Below are 4025 nucleotides of genomic sequence, written 5' to 3' on the forward strand. Positions count from 1 at the left end.
CTGGCCGGCAGCCTCATGAACCCTCCGCAGCATCCTGCAGCTGCCGGCCAGCGGCCGGCACTACCCACGCGTGATGTCCGCAGTTGACCATGTCACCAGACAGTCATCTGTCTAGCGCACCATTTTCACGTTGATCGCGCGGCGCCCAAGGCGCCCGTGATCGCATCGCGTGTTTCCCCTTTCATCTGCCTGAGCTCCGCTTCCATGCGGCGGCTCGCGCTTGCCTGAGTGCCTGTTCCATGACCAAGACCCTGTTGGCTGCTGCGTTGTCCCTGGCCCTTGCACCGACCGCGTGGGCGCAGCAGGCGCCGTCCGCCACCGACCTCGATGCAGTTTCAGTCATCGGCAGTGGCGAGGCGCGCCAGGTGCAGCGCATCACCCGCGAGAACCTGGACATCCTGCCGCCAGGCACCAGCCTGCAGAAGACCCTGAATCTGCTGCCCGGCGTCAACGCGCAGTCGGCCGACGCGCTGGGCACCAACGAACAGTCGATGACCCTGAGCCTGCGCGGTTTCAACTCCACCCGCCTGGGCTACGTGCTGGACGGCGTGCCGCTGGGCGATGGCGCGTACAACAACTACAACGGCCTGACCATCAACCGTGCGTTGATCAGCGAGAACATGGCTGGTGCCGAACTCGCGGTGGGTATCGGCAGCCTCGGCACGCCGTCCACCAGCAACCTCGGCGGCAGCATTTCCTATACCTCCGACCGACCGGCGCAGGAACTGGGCGGCCGCGTGGTGCAGACCTTCGGCAGCGATGCCAACCGCCGCACCTTCGTGCGCGTGGACAGCGGCGAGTACAACGGATTCTCCGGCTACGTATCGGGCATGAACGCGGTCTCGGACCTGTGGAACGACCAGACCGCCTACAACAAGTCCACCACCAAGCAGTTCAACGCCAAGGGCGTGTGGAATTTCGGCAGCGGCCAGATCACCGGCTTCGTCGACACCTCGCGCACCAGCCAGGCGGACTACTTCTACCTGTCCAAAGACGAGATGTCCCGCGGCCTGGGCTGGGACTGGGGCGGCTATGCACCGGACTGGAACAAGGCCGTGGCCAAGGCCTACTGCAACACCGCCAGCCTCAATGCGAAGAAGTGCGACAACAGCGGTGCGGACAAGGATGCCGACGGTGCCTTCACTGCCGGGCAGATCCTGCGCGATGACAACCTGTACTACCTGGCCGGCGACTTCTTCCTCGCCAACGGCTTCACCCTGCGGGCGCTGGCCTACCACCACGACGACCGCGGCGAAGGCCACAACTGGAACAGCGGCGCCTGGTCGAACAAGGGCACTGCACAGGAAATCCCGATCATCTTCCGCAACACCGTCTACACCATCGACCGCGATGGCGGCACGCTGTCGTTCGATTGGGAGCTGGGTGCACACCGCATCGAAGGTGGCGTCTGGTACGAACGCAACACCAGCAGTGCCGAACGCTACCAGACCGCTGTGGACGGACCACGCGACCTCAGCGGCATGAATACCCTGCCCTCGGACGTGGGCGTATTCGCCCAACGCACGCGCTGGAAGACCCACCAGTTCTTCCTGAAGGACACCTGGCGCCTGCTCGACGACCGCCTGACCCTGGAGTTCGGCGCCAAGAGCCCGCATGCCACCTCCGATGCGCAGGCGCTGCCCGGCGATGCGAAGACACCGATCTCGCCGAGCTCGAACAACCAGTTCGCCACCGGCTCGCTGAAGGCCAGCAAGAATTTCCTGCCCAGCGTGGGTGCGAACTTCCGCCTCAGCGAGCATCACGAAGTGTTCGCCAGCTACGCCGAGAACATCGCCATGTTCCAAGGCGGCTTCAAGCTCGGCCCGCAGGCGGTCAGCCAGGCCACCTGGAACGCGCAGGGCAACCTGAAGCCAGAGGAATCACGCTCGCTGGAAGCGGGCTACCGCTTCGTCACCGACACCCTGCAGGCATCGGTCGCCGCCTACAGCGTGCGCTTCGACAACCGCCTGCTGCAGTACAACCCCTGCGACTCGCGGCAGGCGGTCGGACCGACCTGCGGCAACCGCTTCTACAACGTCGGCGGCGTCGACAGCCGCGGTGCCGAACTGACCGTGTTGTGGACACCGAACGAGCACTTCAGCTGGTACACCTCGRCGTCGCTGAACCGCTCAACCTACGCCTCCAACTACTTCCAGGCCGGCGTCGAACAGCAGATCAAGGGCAAGATCCAGACCGACACGCCCAAGCAGCTGCTGGCCACTGAGATCACCTGGCGCGACAACGGCTGGTTTGCCAGTCTGCGCGGCAAGTACACCGGCGAGCGCTTCTACACCTATACCAACGACCAGGGCTTCGGTGGCTTCACCGTGTTCGACCTGGCCGGCGGCTACGATTTCGGCCAGGTCGGCTTCGCCAAGGGAATGCGACTGTCGCTGAACGTGACCAACCTGGGCGACAAGCGCTACGCCAGCAACCTGGATTCGAGCGTGTTCGCACCCAGCGACCCGTCGGGCAAGCTGTATGTGTTCCATGCGTCGGCACCGCGCCAGGTGTTCGGTACCATCGACATCCGCTTCTGATCGCCGGCCGAGGAGTCACCCATGTCCGCTACTGCCCTGCTGTTGGCCGCGCTCTCGGTCAGCGGCTACAACGCACCGCATGAAGCCCGCGGCGTGCCGCCACGCGCGGTGGACGTGGGCAGCTTCACCTACGTGGACAAGGGGTTGGTCGCCGCCGGGCGATTGCCGGCAGGCACCGTGGACTTCCTCGGCGATACGCTGGGCTCGTTCTCGTCGTTGGCGATACAGCCGGGCACGTGGCGGCGCACCGCGCGGGGTTACCAAGGGGTGCTGTGGACCCTGCCCGACCGCGGCCGCAACGATCCGGAGGCCGGGCTGTTCTACGACTATGCCGGCCGTCTGGAGCGCATGAAGCTGCGCATCGACTGGCCGCAGGGAACGTCCAAGGGCTTCGGCGTGGTGACGATGACGCCAGAAAAGGGGCTGGTGCTGAAGGACTACAACGGCCAGCCCTTCACCGGTGCCGACCCGGGTGATCACACGATCAACCAGCGTGGCGTGGTGCTGCCCTCGCCCGCCGTGGGCGCGGGGGCCGGCAAGGTCGCGCTTGATGCCGAATCGCTGCAGTTCACTGCCGACGGCCACTTCTACATCGGCGACGAGTACACCGCCAACGTCTACTACTTCGATGCACAGGGCCAGCTGCAGGGAGTGATCGTGCCGCCGCAGGCGATCCAGCCACAACGTGATGGCAAACCTGCCTTTGGATCATTGGCCCCGCCGCAGACCGGGCGCCGCAACAACCAGGGCGTGGAAGGCATGGGCCTGTCGCCCGACGGCACACGGTTGTTCGTTGCCCTGCAGAGCGCGCTGATGCAGGACAGCGCGGCGGGCAATGCCGCCGGCCGCATCAACACCCGCGTGCTGGTCTACGACGTGTCTGCCAACCCGACGCCGACGCAACCGGTGGGCCACCATGTGATGATCCTGCCCGCCTACGCCCATGATGGCAAAGGCAAGCTCGACCGTACCGCTGCGCAGAGCGAGCTGCGTGCGCTGGACAACGAGCGTTTCCTGATGCTGGCGCGCGATGGCAATGGACTGGGCAAGGAGGGCAACGACCCGATCGTCTATAAATCGGTGCTGCTGGTGAACGTGGCGCAGGCCTCCAATCTGGTGGACACGGAATATGAGACCGGCACGGCATCGGTGCTGGCCGATCCGGCTGACGCCATGTTGAAGACCGGCATCGTGCCCGCCAACGTCAAAGAGGTGCTGAACCTGCTCGACCGACCGCAGCTCGCCCGGGCCGGGCTGGACCTGGACACAGGGCGTGGCCCTCACCCGGGATTGCTGTCGGAGAAATGGGAGGCGATGGATGTGTTGCCTGCGCTTGATCCAGAGCACCCGAACGACGTACTGCTGCTGATCGGCAACGACAACGACTTCACCGCCCGCAACTGCCGCATGCAGGGCGAGCACTGCGACAGTGCGTACGACAACGACAACCGGGTGCTGGTGTATCGGCTCACCCTGCCGTAGTGC

Annotated in this window: 2 protein-coding genes; both read left to right on the forward strand. The window is 65.2% G+C overall.

Features of this window, described 5'->3' with window-relative positions; all coding sequences use genetic code 11:
- Positions 1 to 239 precede the first annotated feature (239 nt).
- Positions 240 to 2540 carry a TonB-dependent receptor gene (locus AB4Y84_RS15275; RefSeq protein ID WP_442250380.1) on the forward strand — a complete coding sequence of 767 codons (2301 nt, stop codon included), beginning with the start codon at positions 240 to 242 and terminating at the stop codon, positions 2538 to 2540.
- A gap of 21 nt (positions 2541 to 2561) precedes the next feature.
- Positions 2562 to 4022, forward strand: a complete 1461-nt coding sequence (locus AB4Y84_RS15280) for an esterase-like activity of phytase family protein (RefSeq protein WP_442244869.1) — start codon at positions 2562 to 2564, stop codon at positions 4020 to 4022.
- The last annotated feature ends 3 nt before the right edge of the window (positions 4023 to 4025 follow it).

Source organism: Stenotrophomonas sp. 2YAF22 (assembly GCF_052114665.1).
GTDB lineage: Bacteria > Pseudomonadota > Gammaproteobacteria > Xanthomonadales > Xanthomonadaceae > Stenotrophomonas > Stenotrophomonas indicatrix.

What these genes read in the sequence shown, in the direction of transcription:
- AB4Y84_RS15280 (WP_442244869.1), top strand. Translation starts at nt 2,562, where the DNA reads ATGTCCGCTACTGCCCTGCTGTTGGCCGCGCTCTCGGTCAGCGGCTAC.